Genomic DNA, 24,894 nt, shown 5'->3' on the forward strand with positions numbered 1-24,894 from the left:
CTGATTGTCGGGCCAGGAGAGCCGGTCTTAGGCTGGCGCATCATAACAACAAGATTCTTAACTATGGCTGAACGCGTCCGGGCCGACAGCGCCCATATCACTCCCAGCGCGCACTACACCGGCTACGTGTGGTATCGCCACCGACTGGCCGAGCCGGCCTTCGCTACGGCGTTCGGCCGCTGGGTACATGGTTGCGTGGCGCCAATCAACTGGGGCGCGCGTATTGGCTTTGGTCTGAACATCGAAGATTTCCTGTTACAACGTCATCTGCTGATCGATGCCCGCCTGACCCAGGCCATCGAGCAGCGCGGCGTTTGCCAGGTGGTGGAGATCGCCTGCGGGCTGTCGCCGCGGGGGCGTCGCTTCCGCCAGCGCTACCCGCATCTGACCTACCTCGAAGCTGACCTGCCGCCGATGGCCGCGCGCAAGTCCGCGTTGCTGGAGGAGCACGGCTGGCTCGACGGCAAGCATCGGGTGCGGCCTGTGGATATCCTCGCCGAGGAGGGCGAGCAGAGTCTTGCCGCGCTGTTCTCCGGCCTGGACCCGGCCCGCCCTGTGGCGGTGATCACGGAAGGGCTGGTCAACTACTTCCAACGCCCGGTCATCGAGGGTTTTTGGCGGCGCCTGGCAGAGGCCGCGCGGGGATTCCCCGAGGCGACCTACCTGACCGAACTCTATCCGGATCTGCGCGAGCACCCGCGCTATCGGCAGATTCGCTGGGGGGTCGGGCTGATCGGCCGGCTCACCCGTGGCGGCTATCCGCTGCATTACCGTAGCGCCGGGGAGATCGACGAAGCCTTCCGTGGTTGCGGTTTCAACCAGGTGGCAGTGCTCGATCCGCAGGTGGATGGCGCAGAGCTGGGGTTGCCGAAGGGGCGCATGCCAAGCCTGGTGCGGGTGATCGAGGCGCGCCTCTAGAGCAGGCGCTCCGCAGTATCCGGCAGGCTCGCCCCGGTCTCTTGATGCGGACCGGGGCGCAATTTCCGGTCAGGCCGCGCACGCGCCTTGCTGCATCGGCACGATCATCGCGGCCAACGCCGCGCTGGCCTGCGGATCGCCATGTGCGAAGATGAAGGCCAGACCATCCGGCGTATTTCGCAGCGGCAGGATGTCCAGTTCGGGCAGGCCGGCGACAGTGAGTTTCCAGCCGCGCCGTGGACGTTCGGCCGGCAACTCGACGCGGATCAAACCGCCGAAGTAACCCAGCTCTGCAACCTCGCAATGCCATTCGCCACCTTCGCTGTTGCGCAGCAAGCCGCGCTTGTCGGCAGGCGGCAGGCGCGGTTCGAAGCGACGTTCCAGGTGCATCAGTTGCTGGCGCTGGAAGCGCGTGCTGCCGGCGGCGCTGCGTGGCAGGGGGGTGCCGACGAGGAAGGGGTTATACAGTCGCGCGCAGGCATCGCGGCGCTCGAACTGGGCCAGGTGGTCGGCGTTGTGGATCAGCGCGAACTCGGCGTCGGCACAGGCGTGGGCGAATTCCGCATGTTCCCACGGCTGGGTGAAGTGGTCGTACTCGCCGGCCAGCACCAGGGTTGGGCATTGCGGATGGCGATCGAACCCGGCGAAGGCCAGCAGGCGCTGGCTGTTCTGCCGGTAGCGCTCGATTTCCGCTGGAGTAAGGCGTTGCAACTGGCGCAGCAGTGCCTTGCGGAATACCGGGGAAACCCCGGTATCGGCCAGCCGCAGCGGATTGATCAGGCCGGTCAGCACGCCGTGGGCGAACGGTGCCTGCTCGCCGACTTCCAGCCGCGCCAGCGCTTCTTCAAGCAGGGCGCGGGCGCCGGGGCGGCCGAAGGCGGTGATGCCTGCAAGCAATAGCCGGCCGCAGCGTTGCGGGTGGCGCGCGGCGAACAATGCCGCCAGCGCCGAGCCGTAGGACAGGCCGATGGGCATCAGCGGCGGCAGTTGCAGGGTGTGGGCAAAGGCCGCGATGAGATCGGCCAGGTCTTCCAGGCTCAGCTCCGGCGCCAGTTGCAGGTTGCCGCCCTGGCTGGGCAGGTCGAGCAGGATCACCGGGTGGCCGGCGAGCAGCTCGGATACCTCGCTGGCGAAGGAGCGGAAGCTCTGGAACGCGCCTCCCAGCAGCAGGACGGGCGGGCGCGGGTCGTCTTCCCGGGAGGAGAAGGCCTGGTAGTGCAGTTGCCAACCGTCCAGGTCGAGCACCGCCGGGGCGGCGGTCAGGGCCTGGGCGCTGTAATCGGTGCGATAGCGCATGGCAGTTCTCCGGCGGTGGGCCGCCTTTTGTTGTTCTTCCCTGTCGCCGTGTGATGGAGGCACGGGGGCGAGTCGCGACGGGACCCGCTGTGGGCAGGCTCGGCCCGCGGGGAACGACAGCGGGTCATGGTCAAGGTAAACAGAGGATACGAATTTGTTTACCCAACCTTCGGGCGGCGAGGAGGGTAGTTGCGTGCGCCGGGTGTCACCGTTTCGCCGCGGGGCGCCAGTGGGCGGGGATGCCCGGCGTTACCTGAGGGCTGGCGGAACGCGCTGTCTACCGGCTGGCTGCTGTGTCTGGCCGCTGAGGGCGCGGTCCCGCTATAATCGCGCATTTCCCTCACGCAGACGCGTTAGATCATGACCGAGTCCGTTCTCGACTATATGAGCCGCCTGGGCCGTGCCGCCCGTGAAGCCTCGCGCGTTGTCGCGCGGGCCACGACCGCTCAGAAGAACAGTGCCCTGCTGGCCGCCGCCGATGCCCTGGACGCCGCCCGCGCCCAGTTGGCCGATGCCAACGAAAAGGACCTGGCCAATGGCCGCTCCAACGGTCTGGAGCCAGCCATGCTGGACCGCCTGGCACTGACTCCGGCGCGCATCGACGACATGATTGAGGGCCTGCGCCAGGTCGCCTCGCTGCCTGATCCCATCGGTGAGATCCGCGACATGCGCTATGTACCGTCCGGTATCCAGATCGGCAAGATGCGTGTGCCGCTGGGCGTGGTGGGGATCATCTACGAGTCCCGCCCGAACGTGACCATCGACGCCGCCAGCCTGTGCCTGAAGTCGGGCAACGCGACCATTCTGCGCGGTGGCTCCGAGGCCATTCATTCCAACCAGGCCATCGCTGCGTGCATCCAGCAGGGCCTGGCCGCCGCCGGTCTGCCGGCCAGCGCCGTGCAGGTGGTGGAAACCACCGACCGTGCCGCCGTCGGTGCGCTGATCACCATGCCCGAGTACGTCGACGTGATCGTGCCCCGTGGCGGCAAGAGCCTGATCGAGCGCATCAGCCGCGATGCCAAGGTCCCGGTGATCAAGCACCTGGACGGTATCTGCCATGTCTACATCGACGTCGCCGCCGATCTCGACAAGGCGATCCGCGTCGCCGACAACGCCAAGACCCAGCGCTATGCGCCGTGCAACACCATGGAAACGCTGCTGGTGCACGCCGGTATCGCCGACCGAGTGCTGCCCCCGCTGGCCGCGATCTATCGCGACAAGGGTGTGGAGTTGCGCGGCGACGCCGCCACCCGTGCGCTGCTGGGTAGCGATGTGCTGGAGGCCAGCGAGGAAGACTGGCGTACCGAGTACAACGCGCCGATCCTGTCGATCCGTATCGTCGACAGCCTCGCGGCGGCCATCGAACACATCAATACCTATGGCTCGCAGCACACCGACGCGATCATCACCGAAAACTTCACCGACGCCCGCCGCTTCCTCACCGAAGTGGACTCGGCCTCGGTCATGGTGAACGCTTCGACCCGCTTCGCCGACGGCTTCGAGTACGGGCTGGGCGCGGAGATCGGTATCTCTACCGACAAGTTGCACGCCCGCGGCCCGGTTGGTCTGGAAGGGCTGACCAGCGAGAAGTACGTGGTGTTCGGCGACGGGCACGTGCGTACCTGATGAAGAAGGCGCGTCCCCGGCGGATCGGCCTGTTCGGCGGCACCTTCGATCCGGTGCACATCGGCCACCTGCGCAGTGCGGTGGAGATGGCCGAGCAGTTCGAGTTCGACGAGCTGCGCCTGATGCCCAACGCCCGCCCGCCGCATCGCGAGATCCCACAGGTCACCGCGGCGCAGCGGCTGGCGATGGTCGAGCTGGCGGTAGCCGGAGTAGCGCCGCTGGTGGTCGACGACCGCGAGCTGAAACGCGACAAACCTTCCTACACCATCGACACACTGGAGTCGCTGCGTGGGGAGCTGGATGAGCAGGACCAGTTGTTCCTGCTGGTCGGCTGGGACGCATTCTGCGGCCTGCCGACCTGGCATCGCTGGGATGAGTTGCTGGAGCACTGCCATGTCGTCGTGCTGCAGCGCCCGGATGCCGACAGCGAGCCGCCGGAAGATCTGCGCGACCTGCTGGCGGCGCGCAGTGTTGCCGACCCGAAGGCGATGACCGGCCCCGCCGGGCAGATCACCTTCGTCTGGCAGACGCCACTGGCTGTTTCCGCCACCCAGATTCGCGAACTCCTGTCGCAGGGGCGCTCGGCGCGCTTCCTGGTACCGGACGCGGTGTTGAACTATATCGAGGCTCACGGCCTGTACCGGGCGCCTCACTGATCAAGCTACAGAGAGTCATACATGCAAACCGAACAACTGGTCGAACTGGCCGTCGCCGCTCTTGAAGACCTCAAGGCGCAAGACATCACCGTTATCGATGTGCGCGAGAAAACCAGCATCACCGACGTTATGGTGATCGCCACCGGTGGCTCCGGCCGCCAGGTGAAGTCGCTGGCCGACAACGTGCTGGAGAAGGTCAAGGAGCAGGGCGTGAAGCCGATCGGCAGCGAAGGTCAGGAAGGCGGCGAGTGGGTGCTGATCGACCTGGCCAACGTCGTTGTCCACGTCATGCAGCCGGCTACCCGCCAGTTCTACGATCTGGAGCGCCTCTGGCAGGGCGCCGAGCAGAGCCGCGCCCACCACAGCGCAGAGTAAGCCTGCCGTGCGTCTGCGTCTGATCGCAGTTGGTTCGCGCATGCCGCGCTGGGTCGAGGAAGGCTGGCAGGAGTACGTCAAGCGCCTGCCGGCCGAGCTGTCCCTGGAGCTGGTGGAGATTCCGCTCAACACCCGCGGTAAGAATGCTGACGTGGCGCGCCTGATTCGTCAGGAAGGCGAGGCGATGCTGGCCAAGGTGCAGCCTGGGGAACGCATCGTCACCCTTGAAGTCGAAGGCAAGCCCTGGAGCACCCCCCAGCTTGCCCAGGAACTCGACCGCTGGCGCCTGGATGCGCGCACCGTCAACCTCATGGTCGGCGGGCCGGAAGGCCTGGCGCCGGAGGTTTGCGCGCGCAGCGAGCAGCGCTGGTCGCTGTCGCCGTTGACCCTGCCGCATCCGCTGGTGCGCATCCTGGTCGGCGAGCAGATCTATCGCGCCTGGACCGTGCTGTCCGGGCACCCCTACCACAAGTAGTCGTAGCCGTTTTCGATGCCGCAGCCGATACAGCTCAAGGACCACGAGAAGGACGCCCGCCTGGTCCGTGCCCGCGTCATCGTCGGCGCGGTGGCGATCTTCCTGCTGGCGCTGGTGCTCGTCGCGCGCATGTATCACCTGCAGGTGACACAGTACGACTATCACTCGACGCTGTCGGAGAACAACCGTGTCCACGTCCAGCCGATCCCGCCCAACCGAGGGCTGATCTTCGATCGCAACGGCGTGATCATCGCGGACAACCGCCCCAGCTTCAGCCTGACCATCACCCGCGAGCGTACCGAGAGCCTGCAGGACACTCTCAAGACCCTGGTGGATATCCTCGGCCTCACCGAGGAAGACAAGGCCATCTTCGAGAAGCGCATGAAGCAGGGCCGGCGGCCGTTCGAGCCGGTGCCGATCATGTTCGAGCTGTCCGAAGAACAGATCGCCCGCATTGCGGTCAACCAGTACCGCCTGCCCGGCGTCGACGTGGCGGCGCAGTTCGTGCGCCATTACCCGCTGGGCGAGCATTTCGCCCACTCGGTCGGTTATGTCGGACGGATCAACGAGTCCGAGTTGAAGAAGCTCGACCCGGTGGCGTATTCCGGCACCCACCACATCGGCAAGACAGGCGTGGAGAAGTTCTACGAGAACGAGCTGCACGGCACCGTGGGTTACGAGGAAGTCGAGACCAACGCCCGTGGCCGCGTGCTGCGCGTGCTCAAGCGTACCGAGCCGGTGTCCGGCCGTGACATCGTACTGAGTATCGACAGCAAGCTGCAGGCCAAGGCCGAGGAGGCCCTGGCCGGACGTCGCGGCGCGATCGTGGCGATCCAGCCGTCCACCGGCGATGTGCTGGCGATGGTCAGCCAGCCGAGCTACGACCCCAACCTGTTCGTCACCGGCATCAGCTTCAAGGATTACGCCTCCCTGCGCGACTCCGAGGACCGCCCGCTCTACAACCGCGTGCTGCGTGGCCTCTATCCGCCCGGTTCAACGGTCAAGCCGGCGGTGGCCATCGCCGGTCTAGACGCCGGCGTGGTTACGCCCGCCAGCCGTGTGTTCGACCCCGGCTACTATCAGTTGCCCAACTACGATCACAAGTACCGCAACTGGAACCGCATGGGCGATGGCTGGGTAAACCTGGAGACCGCGATCATGCGCTCCAACGATACCTACTTCTACGACCTTGCCCACAAGCTCGGCATCGATCGCCTGCATGACTACATGAGCGAGTTCGGCTTCGGCCAGCGCGTTGCCCTGGATATGTTCGGCGAAGCGGAAGGGCTGATGCCGTCGCGCCAGTGGAAACGCGCCGTGCGCCGCCAGGCATGGTTCCCGGGCGAAACGCTGATTCTCGGCATCGGCCAGGGCTACATGCAGGCCACGCCGCTGCAATTGGCGCAAATGGCTGCCCTGCTCGCCAACAAGGGCAGATGGATCCGTCCGCACTTGGCCAAGACTATCGACGGCAAGCCGCCGGTCGATCCCGAGCCGATGCCCGACATCATCCTGAAAGACCCCAACAACTGGAACCTCGTCGACTACGGTATGCAGCAGGTGGTCCACGGGCCTCGCGGTACCGCGCACAAGGTCGGCGCTACATCGGTCTACCGTATCGCCGGCAAGTCCGGTACGGCGCAGGTGGTCGCGATCAAGCAGGGCGAGAAATACGACCGTTCCAAGCTCAATGAGCGGCACCGCGACCACGCTCTGTTCGTTGGTTTCGCGCCCGCAGACAACCCGCAGATCGCGGTGGCGGTGATGGTGGAGAACGGTGAGTCCGGCTCCGGTGTCGCCGCACCCGTGCTCAAGGCCGTGACCGATGCCTGGCTGCTCGACGAGAACGGCAAGCTCAAGCCTGAGTACGCTCCCCAGGTGGCGGCAGAGGCGCCCAAGCCATGAACAGCAACTTCGACCGCACACTGTCCAGCGAAGACGTGATGAAGCGACGCTCCAGCCTGCTGCAGCGCCTGCATATCGACGGACTCCTGCTGCTCCTGTTGCTGACCCTGGGGGCGGTCGGCCTGTTCGTCCTCTATTCCGCCAGCGGCAAGAGCTGGGACCTGCTGATCAAGCAGGCTACGTCGTTCGGCCTGGGCCTGGGCGCGATGTTCGTCATCGCCCAGATCGAACCGCGCTTCCTCGCCCGCTGGGTGCCGCTGGGCTACCTGATCGGCGTGGCGCTGCTGGTGGTGGTGGACGTGATGGGCCACAACGCGATGGGGGCGACGCGCTGGATCAACATCCCCGGGGTGATCCGTTTCCAGCCGGCGGAGTTTATGAAGATCCTCATGCCCATGACCATTGCCTGGTACTTGTCCAAGCGCGCCTTGCCGCCTGGCTTCAAGCACAGCGTGGTGGGGCTGGCGATGATCGTCGTACCCTTCGTGCTGATCCTCAAGCAGCCCGACCTGGGCACCGCGATGCTGGTGCTGGCGTCCGGGGCCTTCGTGCTGTTCGTCGGCGGCCTGCGCTGGCGCTGGATCGTCATGGCCGTGTCGGCCGCGGTACCGGTGGCGGTGGCGATGTGGTACTTCGTGATGCACGACTACCAGAAGCAGCGCGTGCTGACTTTCCTCGACCCCGAGAGCGACCCGCTGGGTACCGGCTGGAACATCATCCAGTCGAAAGCGGCCATCGGCTCGGGCGGCGTGTTCGGCAAGGGCTGGTTGCTGGGTACGCAGTCTCATCTGGATTTTTTGCCGGAAAGCCATACGGACTTTATCATTGCCGTGCTCGGCGAAGAGTTCGGCCTGGTTGGGGTTTGCCTCCTGCTGGTGCTGTATCTGCTGGTGATCTACCGGGGGTTGGTGATCACCACGCAGGCGCAGACGCTGTTCGGCAAGTTGCTCGCCGGCAGTATCACCATGACCTTCTTCGTGTATGTGTTCGTCAACATTGGTATGGTCAGCGGCTTGTTGCCAGTGGTGGGGGTTCCGCTGCCTTTCATTAGTTATGGCGGAACTTCGCTGGTGACCCTGATGTCAGGGTTCGGGGTTTTGATGTCGATCCATACCCATCGCAAGTGGATCGCCCAGGTTTGATGACAAGAGTGAAGAAAGGAATGCAAGTACTGCGCGCATGGGCAGCCAGGGGAATGCATTGGGTCGGACTCGCGGGGGCGATCGGCGTGTCCGGTGCCGCTGCCGCGGGCGACTACGATGGCTCGCCCCAGGTCGCGGAGTTCGTCAGCGAGATGACTCGCGATTACGGCTTCGCCGGCGAGCAGCTGATGGCACTTTTCCATGACGTGGAGCGCAAGCAGTCGATCCTCGACGCCATCTCCCGCCCCGCCGAACGCGTGAAAACCTGGAAGGAGTACCGCCCCATCTTCGTCACCGATGCGCGCATCAGCCGTGGCGTCGAGTTCTGGAACCAGAACGCCGAGGCCCTGGCCCGCGCCGAGAAGGAATACGGCGTTCCCGCGCAATACATCGTTTCGATCATTGGGGTCGAAACCGTTTACGGCCGCAATACCGGCAACTTCAAGGTGATGGACGCGCTCTCCACCCTGGGTTTCGACTACCCGCCGCGTGCCGACTTCTTCCGCAAGGAACTCAAGCAGTTCCTCCTCCTGGCCCGCGAGCAGCAGGTCGATCCGCTCAGCCTCACCGGCTCCTATGCTGGTGCGATGGGTCTGCCGCAGTTCATGCCGAGCAGCTTCCGCGCCTATGCCGTGGATTTCGACGGCGACGGCCATATCAATATCTGGAGCGACCCGACCGATGCCATCGGCAGCGTCGCCAACTACTTCAAGCAGCACGGCTGGCACACCGGCGAACCGGTGGTGTCTCAGGCCGAGCTGGGCACTTCCACGGCGGAAGACGCGCTCACTCAGGGGCTGGAGCCGCAGATGAACCTCAGCCAGCTGCGCGCCCAGGGCTGGCGTACTCATGACGTGCTGCGCGACGACCTGATGGTCACCGCCATGCGTCTGGAGGGCGAGCAGGGCACCGAGTATTGGGTTGGCCTGCCGAACTTCTATGTGATCACCCGTTACAACCGCAGCGCCATGTACGCTATGGCGGTCCATCAGTTGGCCGGCGAGATCGCTCGCGCGCGAGGTGTCCATTGAACAAGCGAATCAGCAGTCCCGGCCTCTGGTCCGCGGCCGCCTGCATCGGCCTCACCGCCGTGTTCCTCGCCAGCTGCACCAGTAGCCGGGCGCCGCAGTCCACGCCTGGCAGCGGTGGCATCTCCGGGCCGATGGATTACAACCGCCCGCACCGCGACGGCGCGCCGTGGTGGGATGTGGACGTGTCGCGCATTCCTGATGCAGTACCGATGCGCCATAACGGGCCGGTGAAGAACAACCCCTATACCGTGCTGGGCAAGACCTACTACCCAATGAACGATGCGCGTACCTACAACGTGGTCGGCACCGCGTCCTGGTACGGCACCAAGTTCCACGGGCAGGCCACCGCCAACGGCGAGCAGTACGACCTGTACGGCATGACCGCGGCGCACAAGACCCTGCCGCTGCCCAGCTATGTGCGGGTGACCAACCTGGACAACGGCAAGAGCGTGATCGTGCGGGTCAACGACCGTGGTCCGTTCTATTCCGACCGGGTGATCGACCTGTCCTTCGCCGCCGCGAAGAAGCTCGGCTACGCCGAAACCGGCACCGCGCGAGTCAAGGTCGAAGGTATCGATCCCGACCGCTGGTGGGCTGCCCAGGGGCGCTCCATGCCGATGGTGCTGGCGCAGCCGAAGATGGCTCCGCAGCAGCCGGCCGCTGCGCAACCGCAGGCCGTGGCCATGTCGCAACCCATCGAAACCTACACGCCGCCACCCGCGCAGCACGCAGCGCCTGTGGCGCCGGTTCTGATCGACTCAAAAAAAAACGCTTCATTACCAGCCGATGGCCTGTATCTCCAGGTGGGTGCCTTCGCCAACCCGGACGCTGCGGAACTTCTCAAGGAGAAGGTCGGCGGCCTGACGGGAGCCAAGACCTTTATCAGCTCGGTCGTGGTCAACCAGCAGACCTTGTACCGAGTGCGCCTGGGACCGATCGGAACGCAGGATGAAGCGACTCGGATGCAGGACAGCATCCGCGTGGCCAATCTTGGCCAACCCAAGCTGGTGCGCCTGGACTGAGACTCCATCGCACCGGTAGCAGCGGCACGCAGAGGCCGCAGCATGAATTCCCCAAAAGGGATTGTTTGACCATTAGTGAACCCCAGAGAGACGGATGAACATCTTCAACTTCGCCAAACGCCTGTCATTGCTCGTGCTGCTCAGCGCCCCCGTGGCCAGCTGGGCCGCTGAAGTCGTTCCCGCCGCGCCGCAACTGGCGGCCAAAGCCTGGGTCCTGATGGACGGCGCCAGCGGCAACATCCTGGTCGAGAACGCTGGCGACGAGCGACTGCCGCCCGCCAGCCTGACCAAGCTGATGACCGCCTACATCGCTACCAAGGAAATCGAAGGCGGCCGCATCGCCGAATCCGACATGGTTACCGTCAGTGAGCACGCCTGGCGTACCGGCGGTTCGCGCATGTTCATCAAGGTCGGTTCCCAGGTTTCGGTGAGCGACCTGCTGCACGGCATCATCATCCAGTCCGGCAACGATGCCTCCGTCGCTCTGGCCGAGCACATCGCCGGTAGCGAAGACGCCTTCGCCGACATGATGAACACTACCGCGCAGAAGCTGGGCATGACCAATTCCCACTTCATGGACGCCACCGGGCTGCCCAACCCGGACCACTACTCGTCCGCCAAGGACATGGCTATCCTCGCCCGCGCCATCATCTACGGCGAGCCGACCCACTACGCTATCTACGCGCAGAAGGAGTTCCTCTGGAACAACATCAAGCAGCCCAACCGCAACCTTCTGCTGTGGCGCGACAAGACCGTCGACGGCCTGAAGACGGGTCATACTGATGAGGCCGGCTATTGCCTGGTGGCATCCGCCGTGCGCGACGGCCAGCGCATGATCGCCGTGGTGTTCGGCACCAATAGTGAGCAGGCCCGCGCCGCCGAAACCCAGAAGCTGCTGACCTACGGCTTCCGCTTCTTTGAATCGCAGACCTTCTACAAGAAGGGCGCCGAACTGACCAAGGCGATGGTCTGGAAGGGGGCGGACCACGAAGTCAAGGCAGGTCTGTCCGAAGACCTGACCATGACCGTACCGCGTGGCCAGCTCAAGCAACTGCAGGCCAACATGGTGGTCGAGCCGAACCTGATGGCGCCGATCCAGCAGGGCCAGGTCATCGGCAAGGTCGAGGTCAAGCTGGGTGACAAGGTCGTCCGCACTTCCGACCTGGTGGCGCTGAACGCCGTCGAGGAAGGTGGATTCTTCCGCCGCATCTGGGACAGTATCCGCCTGTTCTTCTACGGTCTGTTCAACTGACCGCCCATCCCGGTCTTGCACTTTTGTATACAAGACCGGGATTGATCCGCCCGCGCAGTCGCAAACTCGGGTAAAATGCCTCGCCTGCGACTGCCCGGCTCTCTCGTGGCCAGGCAGCCGTCGTCCGATCCACCCGGAGCGTCCCGACCCTGGACGCTCATGCGGAGGCGGGCCACCCGCCCGCGATTGCCATGACCGACACCACCGATACCATCGATACCTCAGACCAGCCCGCGCCGAAGATCGAGTTCCCCTGCGAACGCTATCCGATCAAGGTCATCGGTGACGCCGGTGAAGGCTTCGCCGACCTGATCATCGAAGTCATCCAGCGTCACGCCCCCGACCTCGACGTCGCTACCCTCGTGACCCGTGACAGCCGCAACGGCCGCTTCCTGTCCGTCCAGGTACTGATCACCGCCACCGGGGTCGAGCAATTGCAGAATATCCACAAAGATCTGCGCGACACCGGCCGCGTCCACATGGTGCTCTGATGAGGGAGCCTGGCTCGAATACGCTGGGCTTTCGCGAGCTGGGGCTGTTGCCCTACGAGCCTACGTGGCATGCCATGCAGCGTTTCACCGCCGAGCGCGATGCCACCACCCCCGATGAAGTCTGGCTGCTCGAACACGAGCGGGTGTTCACCCAGGGCCAGGCTGGCAAGGCCGAGCATGTGCTGCTTCCCGGCGACATTCCGGTTGTGCAGGTCGATCGCGGCGGCCAGGTCACCTACCACGGCCCCGGTCAACTGGTCGCCTACCTGATGCTGGACGTGCGCCGCTCCGGCATCGGCGTGCGCGAGCTGGTCACGCGGATCGAGGACAGCCTGATTGGCCTGCTCGACAGTTTTGGTGTGAAAGCCGTATCCAAACCCGATGCTCCTGGCGTCTATGTCGAGGGCGCGAAGATCGCATCCCTTGGTCTGCGTATTCGTAACGGCCGGTCCTTCCACGGTCTGGCGCTGAACGTTGACATGGACCTGGAGCCTTTCCGTCGCATCAATCCCTGCGGCTACGCAGGCATGGCCATGACCCAGCTGCGTGAGCTGGCCGGCCCCATCACTCTGGCCGATGTGCGCGAGCGCCTGCGTTGCGAACTTGTCGAGCGCCTTGGCTATGCTGAACAGAAGACCCTAACGGGCGGGATCCAACCTAGATGAGCACTGTTGTGGAGAATGCCGGCCAGCCTGCAGCGGCCAAGCCGGGCAAGGTGGAAGTCGGTGTCAAACTGCGTGGCGCCGAGAAAGTGGCGCGCATTCCGGTGAAGATCATTCCCACCGACGAACTGCCGAAGAAGCCCGACTGGATTCGCGTGCGCATTCCGGTTTCGCCCGAGGTCGACCGCATCAAGCAATTGCTGCGCAAGCATAAGCTGCACAGCGTCTGTGAAGAGGCGTCCTGCCCGAACCTGGGGGAATGCTTCTCCGGCGGCACTGCCACCTTCATGATCATGGGGGATATCTGCACCCGTCGCTGCCCGTTCTGCGACGTTGGCCACGGACGCCCGAAGCCGCTGGATGTGGATGAGCCGGCCAACCTGGCTATCGCTATCGCCGACCTGCGCCTGAAGTACGTGGTGATCACCTCGGTGGACCGCGACGATCTGCGCGACGGCGGCGCTCAGCACTTCGCCGACTGCCTGCGCGAAATCCGCAAGCTGTCCCCTGGCATCCAGTTGGAAACTCTGGTTCCCGACTACCGTGGCCGCATGGATATCGCACTGGAAATCACCGCCAACGAGCCGCCGGATGTGTTCAATCACAACCTGGAAACCGTACCGCGCCTGTACAAGTCCTCGCGCCCGGGGTCGGATTTCGAGTGGTCGCTGGACCTGCTGCAGAAGTTCAAGCAGATGGTGCCGCACGTTCCGACCAAGTCCGGCCTGATGCTCGGCCTGGGCGAGACCGACGAGGAAGTCATCGAGGTCATGCACCGCATGCGCGAGCACGATATCGACATGCTGACCCTTGGCCAGTACCTGCAGCCCTCGCGTAACCACCTGCCGGTACAGCGCTTTGTGCACCCGGACACCTTTGCCTGGTTTGCCGAGGAAGGTGCGAAAATGGGCTTCAAGAACGTCGCTTCCGGTCCGCTGGTGCGCTCGTCGTACCACGCCGATCAGCAGGCACACGGTAACAAGATCGGCTGATCCGCACCGTTTGAAGCTGTATGAAAAAGGCGCCTTCGGGCGCCTTTTTCGTTCAGGGATTCTTGCGTAGCCGACCGAGCAACTCCTCTGTCGGGTAGCCATCCGCCGGCAGTCCGATGGACTTCTGGTACACACGGATTGCCTGGCGGGTGTTGGCACCGATGATCCCATCCGCACTGCCCGGCGCGAAGCCGCGGGCAGCCAGACTCTGTTGCAGCTCGATGCGCTCGCTGCGGCTGAGCGGTGCGTCGCCCACTGGCCAGCGGCCAACGAGCTGGCCACCGCCCTTGAAGCTATCCGCGAGCAGGCCGACGGCCAGGGCATAGGAACTGGAGTTGTTGTATTTGAGGATGGCGTGGAAGTTGTCCGTCACCAGGAACGCCGGGCCGCGATAGCCTGCCGGCAGCAACAGCGACATGCTGGTGCCCACGCTGGGGAGCGTACCGGAGAGCGGCTGGATGCCGAGGCTTTGCCATTCGGCCAACGGCTTGCGGATGCTCATCTCCGCCTGCGAGTAATCGAAGCCTGGCGGCAGACGCACCTCGAAGCCCCAGGGCAGGCCGCGCTGCCAGCCGGAGGCGTGCAGATAGTTGGCAGTGGAGGCCAGCGCATCGCTGGATGAGCCCCAGATATCGCGGCGACCGTCGCCGTCGAAGTCCACCGCGTATCGGTTGTAGGTGGTGGGAATGAACTGCGTCTGGCCCATTGCGCCGGCCCACGAGCCGATCATGTAGTGTGCGGGGACATCGCCATGCTGGAGGATCTGCAGGGCGGCGATCAGTTGGTCGCGGCCGAAATCCGGGCGCCGACCCTCGTAGGCCAGGGTGGCGAGCGAGCGGATTACGTTCTTGCTGCCCATCTGCGCCCCGAAGTTGCTCTCCATCCCCCAGATCGCCACGACGGCTTCCTGGTCCACACCGTAGGTGGCGTCGATGCGCTGCAGCGCCGCTGCGTTCTCCTGTAGCCGGGCCTGGCCGCTGCGTACCCGTGCCGGCGACACGGCGGAATCCAGATATTGCCAGACTGGCCTGGTGAACTCCGGCTGACTGCGATCGGCGGTGACGACGGCGTCATCCGGCTGGATCCCGTCGAAGGCGCGATCGAATGTCTGCGCACTGATACCGGCCGCCAGGGCCTGGGCGCGGAAGCCGTCGCGCCACTGCGCGAAGCTCTGCGTTGGTGGCGCCTGGGTGGTGGTGGAAGCCGAGCCCTTGGGAGGCGCCTCGGCACAGGAGGACAGCAGGCCGAAGGCGGCCAGCGACAGGGCGGCAGCGAGCAGGCAGCGTTGGCCGAAAACGGGTGAAACAGGCTTGCGCATTGCTCTCCTCGGGGACTGGCAGGCGAGCGGCCACCTTAACATGGCCGCTGCGACGCGTCTGCGTCAGGCATCTGCGGGGGCTCATGGATTCGATGGCGGCGACTAGGGAAAATTCCCTGTGCGCTCAAAACCCTGACGGAAGCCAGGCCGGTACTAAGGTTTCGGCTTGGCGCCGGTTTCCTGGTCGACTTTCGGCGCGCTCTGGCTCAGTTCCTTGAGCATCTCGTCATAGGCGGCGCAATCGTCCGGGCGTTCCTCGCTGGAGCGGGACTTCTTCATGTCGGCGAGCTTTTCGTTGAGTTTCTGCGCGCGCTGCGGATCGCTGCGGGTGACTTCGTTGACCTTGGCCGCGACTTGTTTGCCCTTGGCTTCGGCTTCCTGATCGGTGCAGAACGCATGGGCGCCAAGGCTGAACGGAAGGATGAGGGCGGCGGCAATGAGCTGGGCTTTCATGACGGACCTCCTGGCATGTGGCTGTCCGGTTGAAAGCGGAAGAGCGGTGGTAGTTCAGCTTTTCTGGTATTTCAGGCCGCCAGAAGCGAAGAAGCCTCCCAGTTGCGGGAGGCTTCACGGCGGTAGCTGCCTTTGCCTTTGAGTGGCTGTTCCTGGCGGCTGCGGAACAGTGGCTGCGCGATCAGGGATTTGGCCTTGTTCGGCCGCTTGCTTTTCTTCGTCATAGCGATTTCCTCGTCGATTGCCGCCCGCGAACCGGGCGCGCGCATCATCGGCCTGTTTGGTACGGATGTCCATCTTCCGGGACGGACGGTACAAATCCTTGCCGCCCGCCTTTGCCATTCGCGGCTAACCTAGCCGTGTTCGCATGACGACGAGAGGCAAGGACGATGAAGTATCTCTGCATGATCTATTTCGATGAGCGCAAGGCGGCTCAAGTGCCGGAAGCCGAACTGCGCGGTATCGTCGACGAGTGCATGACCTACAGCGAGCAGTTGCGCCGCAGTGGCAATTACATCGCGGCCAACGCGCTGTTGCCGACGCCGACCGGCAGGACGCTGCGAGGGCAGGGTGAGCAGCTATCGATCACCGATGGACCGTTTGCCGAAACCAAGGAGCAACTTGGCGGCTTCTACCTGATCGAGGCGAAGGATATGGAGGAAGCCCAGCGCATCGCCGCGAAAATTCCGCCGGGGCGGCTGGGCTGCGTGGAGGTGCGCCAGGTGCGGGAGTGGGAGTGATCAGGCCGACGGCAGGCTGATGCGCTGACCGGCGACCAGCAGTGCTAGGCGGGCGAGGCCGTTCCAGGGGCTGCCTGCCGCTTGTCCCTTGATTTGCGCATCGATTATCTGGGCGTCCTGCAGCATCTGGTTCCAGCGGCTGGCGGAATGGCGCTGCAGGGCACGTGTCATCAGTGGGCGGCGCTTGTCCCAGATTGGCGGCCGAGCCTGGCTGAAGGCTTTCTCCAGCGGCACGCCCTGGCCGAACTGTTGGGCAAGGCTGGCCAGCACGCGGATTTCCCGGGCCAGGGCCCAGAGAATTACTGGCGGTTCTACCCCTTCGCCGCGCAGCCCTTCGAGCATGCGCAGGCAGTGGGCTGCTTCACCGCCGAGGGCGGCATCGATCAGGCCGAAAACGTCGAAGCGTGCGCTGTCGGCGACCGCAGCCTGAACGGTGGCGGCGTCGATCTGCTGGCCGTCGGCCAGCAGCTTGAGTTTTTCGATTTCCTGAGCGGCGGCCAGCAGGTTGCCTTCCACCCGGGTGGCGATCAGGTCCACCGCTTCCTGGCTGGCAGCGAGCCCGGCCTGGGAGAGTCGCTGGCGAATCCATTGCGGCAACTGGTGCACGTCGATCGGCCAGATTTGCAGGAACTGGGCGACGTCGCCGTCGATCAGTGCCTTGGCCCATTTGGTCTTCTGGGTGCTGCCGTCAAGCTTCGGCAGGCTGACCAGCAGGACTGTGTCCTCCGGCGGGCGCTGCAGGTACTCCAGGAGGATCGCGGCGCCCTTGTCGCCGGGCTTGCCGGACGGCAGGCGCAGTTCGATCAGGCGCTTTTCGGCGAATAGCGAAAGGCTGGCGCCGGCTTCCAGGAGCTGGCCCCAGTCGAAATTGGCTTCGGCGTTGAACACCAGGCGCTCGCCGAAGTCGCGCTCGCGGCAGGCTGTGCGAATGGCGTCGCAGGCTTCCTGGCAAAGCAGGGGCTCGTCGCCGCTGACGACATAGACTGCGGCAAGGTTGCCCTGCAGGTGCTTGGCGAGTTGTCCGGGATTCAGCTTCATGATGAAAAAGGGGCCGGTGTGTCCGGCCCCTGTCTGTCACTCGGCTTTCGGGAATTCGATCGGCGACTGCTGCGGCTGGGCTTTTTGCGCCTCTTCCGCGGCCTTCATGGCATCCGCTTCGGCCTTGGCCTTGGCTTCCGCCTTGCGCTGCAGGTCATCCAGTTGGGCCGGGGTGATCATCTGCAGGCGCATGGCCATCTGCTGCACCAGGTCGCGGCGCATTTCCTCGCGGATCTGCGTAGCTTCCTGGTCGGAGCCGATCAGGTTGTTCTCGTCCTGCACGTAGACCTTGCGCACCTGTACCTGGCCGTTGAGCAGCAGCAGGTCGTTGGCACCGCGGATCTCGTAGTCCAGGGTGTTGGTGAGCTGGTTTTCCGCGCTGCGTGCCGAGCTGGTGTAGCTGACGGTACGGGTCGTCACGTCCTCGCGGGCGAGGATGACGTGGTAAGGCGCGCGGGAGATGACCTTGACGCCGCTGCCTTCGAGCAGTTGCTTCAGATCCTTGACCGTTTCGCCGTATGCGTTGCGCGCGGTCAGGTCGACTTCCTTGAGCGCAAAGTTCGTATCGCCCAGGCCGCGCAGGTGGAAACCGCAGGCGGTCAGCACGGTGGCCAGGCCGATCAGCGCGAGGCTGGTCAGGATACGTTTCATCAAGCTTCCCTCACTCCTGTTGATCCGGGGTGCCCCAGGCAAAGGTGCCACGGGCGAATGCGTCATTTCCAGCGTCGGTTCAGTTGGCCACGATATTGACCAGCTTGCCCGGAACCACGATCACCTTGCGAATGGTCAGGCCATCGGTGAAGCGCAGCACGTTCTCGTTGGCGCGCGCCGAGGCTTCCACATCTTCGCGGCTGGCGCTGGCCGGCACTTCGATGTGGCCGCGCAGCTTGCCGTTGACCTGAACTACCAGTTGCAGGCTGTCCTGCACCAGGGCTGCTTCGTCGACCTGCGGCCAGTTGGCGTCGATCACTGCGCCATCCTTGCCCAGCTCCTGCCAGATCACATGGCAGATGTGCGGGGTGATCGGGGCGAGCAGCAGGGTGACAGTCTCCAGGCCTTCCTGCAGCAGTGCGCGGTCGGTGTCGGTAGCCGTCGGGGCCTTTTCCAGCACGTTCATCAGCGTCATCACGGCAGCGATGGCAGTATTGAACTTGTGATGCTGGCCCACGTCCTGGCTGGCCTGGCGGATAGCCAGGTGGATGGAGCGGTGGATGGCCTTCTGCGCGTCGTCGAGAACGGACTTGTCGACCGCGCCGGCCGGACCCGCGCTGACGTGGGCCTGGGCCAGGCGCCAGACGCGGCGCAGGAAGCGGCTCGCACCTTCGACGCCGGAATCGGACCACTCCAGGCTCATGTCCGGCGGCGAGGCGAACATCATGAACAGGCGGCAGGTATCGGCGCCGTAGGCATCGATCATTGCCTGCGGGTCCACACCGTTGTTCTTGGACTTGGACATCTTCTCGGTGCCACCGATTTCTACCGGCTGGCCGTCGGTCTTCAGGCGCGCGCCGATGACCTTGGCCTTGGCATCGCGCTCGACTTCGACGTCAGCCGGGTTGAACCAGTCCTTGCCGCCGTTGGCAGTGGTGCGGTAGTAGGTCTCGGCGACCACCATGCCCTGAGTCAGCAGGTTCTTGAACGGCTCGTCGGAGTCGACCAGTCCCTCGTCGCGCATCAGCTTGTGGAAGAAGCGCGCATAGAGCAGGTGGAGAATGGCGTGCTCGATGCCGCCGATGTACTGGTCGACCGGCAGCCAGTAGTTGGCGGCCTTCTTGTCCAGCATGCCATCTTCGAACTGCGGGCAGGCGTAGCGGGCGAAGTACCAGGAGGACTCGACGAAGGTGTCCATCGTGTCGGTTTCGCGCTTGGCCGGCTGGCCGCATTTCGGACAGTTGCACTCGTAGAACTCGGGCATCTTGGCCAGCGGTGAGCCGGCGCCGTCCGGCACCACGTCTTCGGGCAGCACGACCGGCAACTGGTCGGCCGGGACCGGTACGTCGCCACAGGCGTCGCAATGAATGATCGGGATCGGGCAGCCCCAGTAGCGCTGGCGGCTGATGCCCCAGTCGCGCAAGCGGAACTGGGTACGCTGCTGGCCCAGCCCCTTGGCGGCGAGATCGGCGCCGATGGCGTCGAATGCGGCCTGGTAGCCGAGGTTGTCGTACTTGCCGGAGTTGATGGTGCGGACGCTGTCGTCCTTCAGGCCGTACCACTCTTTCCAGGTGCCCGGCTCGAAGTCGTTGTCACCTTCGACCTTGGCGATGACCTGGACGATCGGCAGGCCGTACTTGTTGGAGAATTCGAAGTCGCGTTCGTCGTGCCCCGGAACGGCCATCACGGCGCCTTCGCCGTAGGTCATCAGGACGTAGTTGGCGATCCACACCGGCAATTTGTCGCCGGTCAGCGGGTGTTCGACGAACAGGGAAGTGGCAACGCCTTTCTTCTCCTGGGTGGCGATGTCGGCCTCGGCCACGCCGCCGCGCTTGCACTCGTCGATGAACGCCTGCAGCGACGGGTCGCGCTGGGCGGCCAGTGTGGCCAGCGGGTGCTCGGCGGCCACGGCGACGTAGGTGGCGCCCATCAGGGTGTCCGGACGGGTGGTGAAGACCTTCAATTGGCCGGCTTCGCCGATGGAGGCCTGGTCATAGGGGAAGGCGATCTCCATGCCGCGGGACTTGCCGATCCAGTTGCGCTGCATGGTCTTGACCTGCTCGGGCCAGCCCGGCAGGTCGTCGAGGCTGGACAGCAGCTCTTCGGCGTAGGCTGTGATCTTGAAGTAGTACATCGGGATTTCGCGCTTCTCGATCAGCGCGCCCGAACGCCAGCCACGGCCGTCGATGACCTGCTCGTTGGCCAGTACGGTCTGGTCGACCGGGTCCCAGTTCACGGTGCCGTTCTTGCGGTAGATCACGCCCTTCTCGAACAGGCGGGTGAACAGCCATTGTTCCCAGCGGTAGTAGTCTGGCTTGCAGGTGGTGACTTCGCGGGACCAGTCGATGGCCAGGCCCAGGCTGTTCAGCTGGGACTTCATGTAGGCGATGTTGTCGTAGGTCCAGGCCGCCGGTGCGACGTTGTTCTTCATCGCGGCGTTTTCCGCCGGCATGCCGAATGCGTCCCAGCCCATCGGCTGCAGGACATTCTTGCCCTGCATGCGGTGGTAGCGGCTGATCACGTCACCGATGGTGTAGTTGCGCACGTGCCCCATGTGTAGCTTGCCGCTCGGATACGGGAACATCGACAGGCAATAGAACTTCTCCTTGCCAGCGACTTCGTCGACGCGGAAGGAGTTGTGTTCGTTCCAGAAGTTCTGGGCCTGGGATTCGACCTCGAGAGGCTGGTATTGCTCGTGCATGGCGCGATCTGAACCTGTACGGGAAAAGAATTGTGTGGCCGGGGAGGTCGAGTCGCCCTCCGCTGCGCCGGCCCCTGAGAAGACACGGGCCGGGCGGCTACAGAAAGCCTCGTAGCATACATGACCCCTCCCCGAGCCGGTAGCCCGCGCCGTTTGTCGCACGTTCGGTGTGCCACGGGGTGGCCCGCTAAGCTTTGGCTGAGGGCGGGAGGTTTCCGCCTGTCTTGAGGTGACTGATGGCTGAACTGCATCGCGCAAGTGCTTCGGGTTCCGGTCTTTATGAGCGGTTGTTGCAACGACTCGCGCTGGCTCTGGATGAAGCCGATACCGCCGAGCGATTACGTGACGAGTGCCCCGTGGAGCTGGAGTTGCGCGGATTGAGCAGTGCGGAGATGGAGTTGATCCGGGCCTATCTCGATCAGGATGTGAACTGGTTGCGCGGCTGGCATGCCGCCGCGCAGGAGTTGGCGTTGCTCGAGCGCAACCCGGTACGTCCCCCGCGTCCCTCGCGCCATCCCACGCCGCCCAGCCGCCCCCGCCTGGTGCCGCATCCGCAGACGCTGCAATGCGCGTTGTGCGGTACGCCGGTTGCGTGGAGTCGCAGCCAGGGCGTGCTGCCCTGCACGTCCTGCGGTTCACAGTTGTTCCGCAACGCGAAATCGCGCTGATACCCACACGATCCGTTAGTCTTTGGCGCTCCCCAAGGAGCCGCCGATGCCTGTCCGCTTCATCCTCAAACAGCTTTTCATGCCGCCGGGGCTGCTGCTTCTGCTGCTGCTCCTGGGTTTTTTGCTGCGCCGCCGCTATCCGCGCTTTTCCGTGCTGTGTTTCTTCGCGGGCTTTTCCGGCCTGCTGGTAATGAGCCTGCCGGTGACGGTCGAATGGGCTGCCCGGCAACTGGAACGGCAGCCTCCGCTTGAACCGACCCAATGGTCCGTTCTGGCGCAGCGCGCCGACGCCATCGTGGTGCTGGGTGCCGGGCGGGTGCGCGGCGACCGCGCCTGGGGCGAGGATCAGCCCGGCCTGATGGCCCGCGAGCGCCTGCGCTACGCCGCTCGCCTGGCCAAGGCCAGCGGCCTGCCGGTGCTGACTTCCGGTGGCCTGCACTACGGCACGCCGCCTTCCGAAGCGCGGATCATGGCGCAGAGCCTGCTGGACGACTATGGCGTGCCGGTGCGCTGGGAAGAAGGGCGTAGCCGCACCACGTGGGAGAATGCACAATTCAGTGCCCGGATGCTGCGCGATGCCGGCATCCGCCGCGTGGTTCTGGTCACCAATGCGGCCCATATGCCGCGTTCGCTGTGGAGTTTTGAGAGGGCTGGCCTGGAGGTCGTGCCGGCGCCGTCTGGCTACATCGGTGTCGACGATGCCGTGCCGATGGGCGGCTGGCTGCCGGAAAGCCGCGCGATCTGGCAGAGCGGGCAACTGCTCAATGAAGCGATCGGGCTGGTCGGATATCGGCTGTTCTACCGCTGACCGGCTCGTGCCTCAGCCTGCGCCAGTGGGAGTCCTACTGGCGCGAGAATGAACAGGGCCTCTTGCGAGGCCCTGTTCGTGGGAATCAGCCGAACAGCCGGCGCTCTTCCGGATGCGTCCGGCGGCGTACCAGCGCCCAGACCAGCAACACTGTGCCAAGTGTCGCCAGCGGCCAGACGCGCCACTTCAGATACGGCGTCAGGCCCTGCATCGGCACCACTTCGCCGTGCAGCACACCTTGCTGGAACTGTGGAATCTGCACAGCGAGGTTGCCGTGCGGATCGATCAGCGCGGTGACGCCGTTGTTGGTGCCGCGGATCATCCAGCGGCCAGCTTCGAGGGCGCGCATCTGGGCCATCTGCAGATGCTGCAGGGGGCCGATGGACGTGCCGAACCAGGCGTCGTTGCTGATGGTAAGCAGCAGTTGGCTCTGTGCCGCCAGGCCGGCGGCGAATTCCGGGTAAACCACTTCGTAGCAGATGTACGGCGCTATGGCGTAACCCTTGGCTTTGAGCAGCGGCTGGTCCGCCGGGCCGCGGGCAAAATCGGACATGGGCAGGTCGAAGAAGGCGATCAGGCCGCGCAGTACGTCCTGCATCGGCACGTACTCGCCAAAAGGCACCAGCTTCTGTTTCAGGTAGTCGCCGCTGCCTTCGCCGACCACGGTGATGCCGTTGTAGTAGCGCACGCCGTCGGCACTCTTCTGGCGCACCGGCACACCGGTGATCAGCGCTGCCTTCCTGGCGGTGGCGACCCCGTTGATCATGCCCAGGTAGTTGGTGGCCTGATCCTTCAGGACGGGGACGGCGGTTTCCGGCCAGACGATGAGGTCGACATCGCTCTGCGCCGCAGTCAGGTCGCGGTACAGCTCCAGTTGGTGGGTGATCGCTTTCGGATCCCACTTCATTTCCTGGGCGATGTTGCCCTGCAGCGCCGCCACCTTCAGTGGTGCGCCGGCCGGGGTGGTCCAGGCGTGCCCCTTGTAGGCGATGCCGACTGCCCAGGGCGCCGCCAGCAGCACGAGGCCGATGATCAGCCGCGCAGGGCGCAGGGTAAGGGCGGGGAAGTTGATGATCAGCGCCGCGCTCAGAGCGATGCTGAACGAGACCAGCCATACGCCACCCAGCGGCGCCAGCCCGGCCAGCGGGCCGTGCAGTTGGCTGTAGCCGGCGTAGAGCCAGGGGAAGCCGGTGAGGAACCAACTGCGGAACAGCTCCAGCACGACCCATAGCGCGGCGAATGCGAGTGCATCGCTGATCGGCGCGTTATTGCGCCGGAACAGGTGTGCCCAGACCCAGGCGGGCAGGGCGAAGAAGAAGGCGACGCCGGCGCTGAAGCCGATCACCAGGAAGGCCGCCAGCGGGCCGGAGGCACCGCCGAAATCGTGGATGCTGAAGTAGATCCAGCTGGTGCCGGCAATGAAGGCGCCGAAGCCGTACCACCAGCCGCGCCACAGTGCGGAGCCGGGTGTGGTGCCGCGCAGGCCGAGATAGAACAGGGCGAGAGACAGCAGCGCCAGCGGCCAGTAGCCGAACGGAGCCAGGGCCAGTGGGGTGAGCGCGCCAGCGACGAGTGCCAGCAGATGGCCTGGCAGGCCGGGACGTGTGATCCAGCGCATCGGGAATCCTTGAACCGGTTGAGCGATGCGCAAGAGTAATGGAGAGACGAACGGTAGGCTATGGGGATGCGGGCCAAAAGCCATGAGTCGTCTGCGGCGGAATGTTGCGGTACTGAGCCGGTGCCAGGCCCGGTGCGAGCTCTTTCTGGCGAGCGGGGACCGGGAGGTCCCTGCCCTGCGCATGCGCAGGGCAGGGAGCGGTGCATCAGTCCTGCAGTGGGGTCAGACGCAGGAGGTGCAGGCGGCGGCTGTCGGCATTGAGCACACGGAAGCGAAAACCGCCCAGCTCGGTGGTTTCGTTGCGCTTGGGCAGGTGGCCGAAGGCACTCATGACTACACCGCCGATGGTGTCGAATTCTTCATCGGAGAATTCGGCGCCGAAGAAGTCGTTGAAGGCTTCCACCGGGGTCAGTGCCTTGACGATGAAGTCGCCGCTGGGCAATGGCTTGATGTAGCTGTCTTCCTCGACGTCGTGCTCGTCCTCGATGTCGCCGACGATCTGCTCCAGCACGTCCTCGATGGTAACCAGGCCCGCCACGCCGCCGTATTCGTCGATGACAATGGCCATGTGGTTGCGATTGGCACGGAACTCGCGCAGCAGCACATTCAGTCGCTTGGACTCCGGCACGAAGGTCGCCGGGCGCAGCAGGTCTCTGATGTTGAAGGCATGGTTCTGGTCGTGGAGGATCAGCGGCAGCAGATCCTTGGCCAGCAGGACGCCCATGATGTCGTCCAGACTCTCTCCGATCACCGGATAGCGCGAGTGAGCGGCATCGATGATGGCGGGGAGAAAGTCTCGGGGAGTTTGCGTCGATTTGATGGAGATCATCTGCGAACGCGGGACCATGATGTCCCGTACTTGCAGGTCGGCGACCTGAATCGCCCCCTCGACGATGGACAGCGCCTCGCTGTCGAGCAGCTTGTTGTCGTGGGCTTCGCGCAGCAGCTCCAGCAGCTCCTGGCGGTTTCTCGGCTCATGGGCAAAAGCCTGGGTGATCTTGTCCAACCACGACTTGTGCCCATTGCTCGATCGGTCTTCGCTCATCTTTCCTTGCT

25 protein-coding genes are annotated in these 24,894 nt (G+C 64.6%); 16 read left to right on the plus strand and 9 right to left on the minus strand.

Annotated elements, in window-relative coordinates:
• Window positions 1-63: 63 nt before the first annotated feature.
• Window positions 64-918, plus strand: coding sequence for a class I SAM-dependent methyltransferase (locus tag OU419_RS03770; protein ID WP_254471319.1), 855 nt, complete (start codon window positions 64-66; stop codon window positions 916-918).
• Window positions 919-987: 69 nt separating this feature from the next.
• On the opposite strand, the gene OU419_RS03775 is transcribed toward OU419_RS03770, so the two are convergent.
• Window positions 988-2,214: an alpha/beta fold hydrolase gene (locus OU419_RS03775; protein ID WP_254471318.1), complete on the minus strand. Its 1,227-nt coding sequence runs from the start codon at window positions 2,212-2,214 to the stop codon at window positions 988-990.
• 360 nt (window positions 2,215-2,574) lie between these two features.
• Between OU419_RS03775 and OU419_RS03780 the strand changes: the two genes are divergently transcribed.
• From OU419_RS03780 to lipA, 12 genes are all read left to right on the plus strand, one after another.
• The gene (locus OU419_RS03780) at window positions 2,575-3,840 is read left to right on the plus strand and encodes a glutamate-5-semialdehyde dehydrogenase (protein WP_254471317.1); all 1,266 of its coding nucleotides are present in this window, start codon (window positions 2,575-2,577) and stop codon (window positions 3,838-3,840) included.
• The gene (gene nadD, locus OU419_RS03785; RefSeq protein ID WP_254471316.1) at window positions 3,840-4,496 is read left to right on the plus strand and encodes a nicotinate-nucleotide adenylyltransferase; all 657 of its coding nucleotides are present in this window, start codon (window positions 3,840-3,842) and stop codon (window positions 4,494-4,496) included. Before OU419_RS03780 ends, nadD begins: the two co-directional genes overlap by 1 nt.
• 21 nt (window positions 4,497-4,517) lie before the next feature.
• Window positions 4,518-4,871, plus strand: coding sequence for a ribosome silencing factor (gene rsfS / locus OU419_RS03790; protein WP_254471315.1), 354 nt, complete (start codon window positions 4,518-4,520; stop codon window positions 4,869-4,871).
• 7 nt (window positions 4,872-4,878) lie between these two features.
• Window positions 4,879-5,346, plus strand: a complete 468-nt coding sequence (rlmH, locus tag OU419_RS03795) for a 23S rRNA (pseudouridine(1915)-N(3))-methyltransferase RlmH (protein WP_254471314.1) — start codon at window positions 4,879-4,881, stop codon at window positions 5,344-5,346.
• A gap of 15 nt (window positions 5,347-5,361) precedes the next feature.
• Window positions 5,362-7,251, plus strand: a complete 1,890-nt coding sequence (gene mrdA, locus OU419_RS03800) for a penicillin-binding protein 2 (RefSeq protein WP_254471313.1) — start codon at window positions 5,362-5,364, stop codon at window positions 7,249-7,251.
• Window positions 7,252-7,289: 38 nt separating this feature from the next.
• Window positions 7,290-8,393 carry a rod shape-determining protein RodA gene (gene rodA, locus OU419_RS03805; protein ID WP_254471417.1) on the plus strand — a complete coding sequence of 368 codons (1,104 nt, stop codon included), beginning with the start codon at window positions 7,290-7,292 and terminating at the stop codon, window positions 8,391-8,393.
• Between the two features lie 8 nt (window positions 8,394-8,401).
• Window positions 8,402-9,424: a lytic murein transglycosylase B gene (gene mltB, locus OU419_RS03810; protein WP_254471312.1), complete on the plus strand. Its 1,023-nt coding sequence runs from the start codon at window positions 8,402-8,404 to the stop codon at window positions 9,422-9,424.
• Complete coding sequence (locus tag OU419_RS03815) at window positions 9,421-10,446, plus strand: septal ring lytic transglycosylase RlpA family protein (protein ID WP_254471311.1); 1,026 nt, start codon at window positions 9,421-9,423, stop codon at window positions 10,444-10,446. The genes mltB and OU419_RS03815 overlap by 4 nt, the downstream gene beginning before the upstream one ends.
• A gap of 94 nt (window positions 10,447-10,540) precedes the next feature.
• Window positions 10,541-11,698 (plus strand): D-alanyl-D-alanine carboxypeptidase family protein, encoded by a 1,158-nt coding sequence (locus OU419_RS03820; RefSeq protein WP_254471310.1) that lies wholly within the window; start codon window positions 10,541-10,543, stop codon window positions 11,696-11,698.
• A gap of 191 nt (window positions 11,699-11,889) precedes the next feature.
• Entirely contained in the window at window positions 11,890-12,189 is a 300-nt protein-coding gene (locus tag OU419_RS03825) for a DUF493 domain-containing protein (protein WP_254471309.1), read from the plus strand.
• Window positions 12,189-12,854: a lipoyl(octanoyl) transferase LipB gene (gene lipB / locus OU419_RS03830; protein WP_254471308.1), complete on the plus strand. Its 666-nt coding sequence runs from the start codon at window positions 12,189-12,191 to the stop codon at window positions 12,852-12,854. Before OU419_RS03825 ends, lipB begins: the two co-directional genes overlap by 1 nt.
• Window positions 12,851-13,843, plus strand: coding sequence for a lipoyl synthase (lipA, locus tag OU419_RS03835; RefSeq protein ID WP_254471307.1), 993 nt, complete (start codon window positions 12,851-12,853; stop codon window positions 13,841-13,843). The genes lipB and lipA overlap by 4 nt, the downstream gene beginning before the upstream one ends.
• 52 nt (window positions 13,844-13,895) lie before the next feature.
• Here the strand turns inward: lipA and OU419_RS03840 are convergent, their stop codons facing one another.
• The 3 genes from OU419_RS03840 to arfA all read right to left on the minus strand — a co-directional run bounded on the left by OU419_RS03840 (window position 13,896) and on the right by arfA (window position 15,838).
• A complete protein-coding gene (locus tag OU419_RS03840; protein WP_254471306.1) occupies window positions 13,896-15,161 on the minus strand; it encodes a lytic murein transglycosylase in 1,266 nt (421 codons plus the stop codon).
• Between the two features lie 153 nt (window positions 15,162-15,314).
• Window positions 15,315-15,614 (minus strand): hypothetical protein, encoded by a 300-nt coding sequence (locus OU419_RS03845; RefSeq protein ID WP_254471305.1) that lies wholly within the window; start codon window positions 15,612-15,614, stop codon window positions 15,315-15,317.
• A 71-nt stretch (window positions 15,615-15,685) separates the two neighbouring features.
• Window positions 15,686-15,838 (minus strand): alternative ribosome rescue factor ArfA, encoded by a 153-nt coding sequence (gene arfA, locus OU419_RS03850; protein ID WP_254471304.1) that lies wholly within the window; start codon window positions 15,836-15,838, stop codon window positions 15,686-15,688.
• A gap of 165 nt (window positions 15,839-16,003) precedes the next feature.
• Here arfA and OU419_RS03855 point away from each other — a divergent pair, with 165 nt between their 5' ends.
• Window positions 16,004-16,354, plus strand: a complete 351-nt coding sequence (locus OU419_RS03855) for a YciI family protein (RefSeq protein WP_254471303.1) — start codon at window positions 16,004-16,006, stop codon at window positions 16,352-16,354.
• Here the strand turns inward: OU419_RS03855 and holA are convergent, their stop codons facing one another.
• The 3 genes from holA to leuS all read right to left on the minus strand — a co-directional run bounded on the left by holA (window position 16,355) and on the right by leuS (window position 20,744).
• Entirely contained in the window at window positions 16,355-17,392 is a 1,038-nt protein-coding gene (holA, locus tag OU419_RS03860; RefSeq protein ID WP_254471302.1) for a DNA polymerase III subunit delta, read from the minus strand. It abuts the gene before it with no gap.
• Between the two features lie 36 nt (window positions 17,393-17,428).
• Entirely contained in the window at window positions 17,429-18,043 is a 615-nt protein-coding gene (locus OU419_RS03865; RefSeq protein ID WP_254471301.1) for an LPS-assembly lipoprotein LptE, read from the minus strand.
• 79 nt (window positions 18,044-18,122) lie between these two features.
• Window positions 18,123-20,744 carry a leucine--tRNA ligase gene (leuS, locus tag OU419_RS03870; protein ID WP_254471300.1) on the minus strand — a complete coding sequence of 874 codons (2,622 nt, stop codon included), beginning with the start codon at window positions 20,742-20,744 and terminating at the stop codon, window positions 18,123-18,125.
• A 236-nt stretch (window positions 20,745-20,980) separates the two neighbouring features.
• On the opposite strand from leuS, the gene OU419_RS03875 reads away from it, so the two are divergent.
• The gene (locus OU419_RS03875) at window positions 20,981-21,412 is read left to right on the plus strand and encodes a hypothetical protein (RefSeq protein ID WP_254471299.1); all 432 of its coding nucleotides are present in this window, start codon (window positions 20,981-20,983) and stop codon (window positions 21,410-21,412) included.
• 46 nt (window positions 21,413-21,458) lie between these two features.
• Window positions 21,459-22,220 carry a YdcF family protein gene (locus OU419_RS03880; RefSeq protein WP_254471298.1) on the plus strand — a complete coding sequence of 254 codons (762 nt, stop codon included), beginning with the start codon at window positions 21,459-21,461 and terminating at the stop codon, window positions 22,218-22,220.
• 85 nt (window positions 22,221-22,305) lie between these two features.
• On the opposite strand, the gene lnt is transcribed toward OU419_RS03880, so the two are convergent.
• Together lnt and OU419_RS03890 are read right to left on the minus strand one after the other, a co-directional pair.
• Window positions 22,306-23,838: an apolipoprotein N-acyltransferase gene (gene lnt / locus OU419_RS03885; protein ID WP_254471297.1), complete on the minus strand. Its 1,533-nt coding sequence runs from the start codon at window positions 23,836-23,838 to the stop codon at window positions 22,306-22,308.
• A gap of 205 nt (window positions 23,839-24,043) precedes the next feature.
• A complete protein-coding gene (locus tag OU419_RS03890) occupies window positions 24,044-24,883 on the minus strand; it encodes an HlyC/CorC family transporter (RefSeq protein ID WP_254471296.1) in 840 nt (279 codons plus the stop codon).
• Between the last annotated feature and the right edge of the window lie 11 nt (window positions 24,884-24,894).

The sequence above is a fragment of the Pseudomonas triclosanedens genome (assembly GCF_026686735.1).
Lineage (GTDB): Bacteria > Pseudomonadota > Gammaproteobacteria > Pseudomonadales > Pseudomonadaceae > Pseudomonas > Pseudomonas triclosanedens.

Bases quoted from the DNA above. Each gene is read 5' to 3' on its own strand.
- OU419_RS03770 (WP_254471319.1), top strand. From the start codon at position 64: ATGGCTGAACGCGTCCGGGCCGACAGCGCCCATATCACTCCCAGCGCG.
- OU419_RS03775 (WP_254471318.1), bottom strand. From the start codon at position 2,214: ATGCGCTATCGCACCGATTACAGCGCCCAGGCCCTGACCGCCGCCCCG.
- OU419_RS03780 (WP_254471317.1), top strand. From the start codon at position 2,575: ATGACCGAGTCCGTTCTCGACTATATGAGCCGCCTGGGCCGTGCCGCC.
- nadD (WP_254471316.1), top strand. From the start codon at position 3,840: ATGAAGAAGGCGCGTCCCCGGCGGATCGGCCTGTTCGGCGGCACCTTC.
- rsfS (WP_254471315.1), top strand. From the start codon at position 4,518: ATGCAAACCGAACAACTGGTCGAACTGGCCGTCGCCGCTCTTGAAGAC.
- mrdA (WP_254471313.1), top strand. From the start codon at position 5,362: ATGCCGCAGCCGATACAGCTCAAGGACCACGAGAAGGACGCCCGCCTG.
- rodA (WP_254471417.1), top strand. From the start codon at position 7,290: ATGAAGCGACGCTCCAGCCTGCTGCAGCGCCTGCATATCGACGGACTC.
- OU419_RS03820 (WP_254471310.1), top strand. From the start codon at position 10,541: ATGAACATCTTCAACTTCGCCAAACGCCTGTCATTGCTCGTGCTGCTC.
- OU419_RS03825 (WP_254471309.1), top strand. From the start codon at position 11,890: ATGACCGACACCACCGATACCATCGATACCTCAGACCAGCCCGCGCCG.
- lipB (WP_254471308.1), top strand. From the start codon at position 12,189: ATGAGGGAGCCTGGCTCGAATACGCTGGGCTTTCGCGAGCTGGGGCTG.
- lipA (WP_254471307.1), top strand. From the start codon at position 12,851: ATGAGCACTGTTGTGGAGAATGCCGGCCAGCCTGCAGCGGCCAAGCCG.
- OU419_RS03840 (WP_254471306.1), bottom strand. From the start codon at position 15,161: ATGCGCAAGCCTGTTTCACCCGTTTTCGGCCAACGCTGCCTGCTCGCT.
- OU419_RS03845 (WP_254471305.1), bottom strand. From the start codon at position 15,614: ATGAAAGCCCAGCTCATTGCCGCCGCCCTCATCCTTCCGTTCAGCCTT.
- arfA (WP_254471304.1), bottom strand. From the start codon at position 15,838: ATGACGAAGAAAAGCAAGCGGCCGAACAAGGCCAAATCCCTGATCGCG.
- OU419_RS03855 (WP_254471303.1), top strand. From the start codon at position 16,004: ATGAAGTATCTCTGCATGATCTATTTCGATGAGCGCAAGGCGGCTCAA.
- holA (WP_254471302.1), bottom strand. From the start codon at position 17,392: ATGAAGCTGAATCCCGGACAACTCGCCAAGCACCTGCAGGGCAACCTT.
- OU419_RS03865 (WP_254471301.1), bottom strand. From the start codon at position 18,043: ATGAAACGTATCCTGACCAGCCTCGCGCTGATCGGCCTGGCCACCGTG.
- leuS (WP_254471300.1), bottom strand. From the start codon at position 20,744: ATGCACGAGCAATACCAGCCTCTCGAGGTCGAATCCCAGGCCCAGAAC.
- OU419_RS03875 (WP_254471299.1), top strand. From the start codon at position 20,981: ATGGCTGAACTGCATCGCGCAAGTGCTTCGGGTTCCGGTCTTTATGAG.
- OU419_RS03880 (WP_254471298.1), top strand. From the start codon at position 21,459: ATGCCTGTCCGCTTCATCCTCAAACAGCTTTTCATGCCGCCGGGGCTG.
- lnt (WP_254471297.1), bottom strand. From the start codon at position 23,838: ATGCGCTGGATCACACGTCCCGGCCTGCCAGGCCATCTGCTGGCACTC.
- OU419_RS03890 (WP_254471296.1), bottom strand. From the start codon at position 24,883: ATGAGCGAAGACCGATCGAGCAATGGGCACAAGTCGTGGTTGGACAAG.